Raw genomic sequence first — 656 nt, forward strand, 5'->3', positions numbered from 1 at the left:
ATTGCGCGAGTGCGGTTCCGACGTCGTCGAAGTCGGCGTCGCCTCGACGCCGACGATCGCCCGCGCGGTCCACCACCTCGGGGCCGATGCGGGAGTCGTGGTGACGGCCTCGCACAACCCGGCGTCCGACAACGGGCTCAAGCTCTGGAACCCGTCGGGGAAGGCCTTCGGCCCCGACCAGCGCGCGGCCGTCGAACGACGGATTCGCGAGGACGACTACGGACTGGCCGGGTGGGACGAAGTCGGCGACCGAACGCGTCGAGACGGCGTTCGGGACCACCACGCGGACGCGATCGAGTCGGCGGTGGACCTCGAACGGTCGCCGAGCGTCGTCGTCGATATCGGGAACGGTACCGGCGGCGTGACGGCGTCGGTGCTCGACGACCTCGGCTGTCGGGTCCGGACGCTCAACGGACAGGAGGACGGTTCCTTCCCCGGCCGGCCGAGCGAGCCGACGGCGGACACCCTCGAGACGCTCTCGATCCTCGTCGCGGAAACGGACGCCGAGCTGGGGGTGGGTCACGACGGCGACGCCGATCGGATGCTGGCCGTCGACGAGACCGGAACCTTCGTCCCGAAGGACGCGTTATTGGCCCTGTTCGCTCGAGACGCGGCGGGATCGGGCGACCGGGTCGCGGCCCCCATCGACACGAGTC

The 656-nt window shown here is 70.9% G+C and carries 1 protein-coding gene; it reads left to right on the forward strand.

Annotation, left to right across the window (positions count from 1 at the left end; all coding sequences use genetic code 11):
• Positions 1 to 656 (forward strand): phosphohexomutase domain-containing protein (locus PGX04_RS31500; protein WP_465263862.1); only part of this gene is annotated, 656 nt, incomplete at both ends.

It is taken from the genome of Natrinema soli (genome assembly GCF_028618695.1).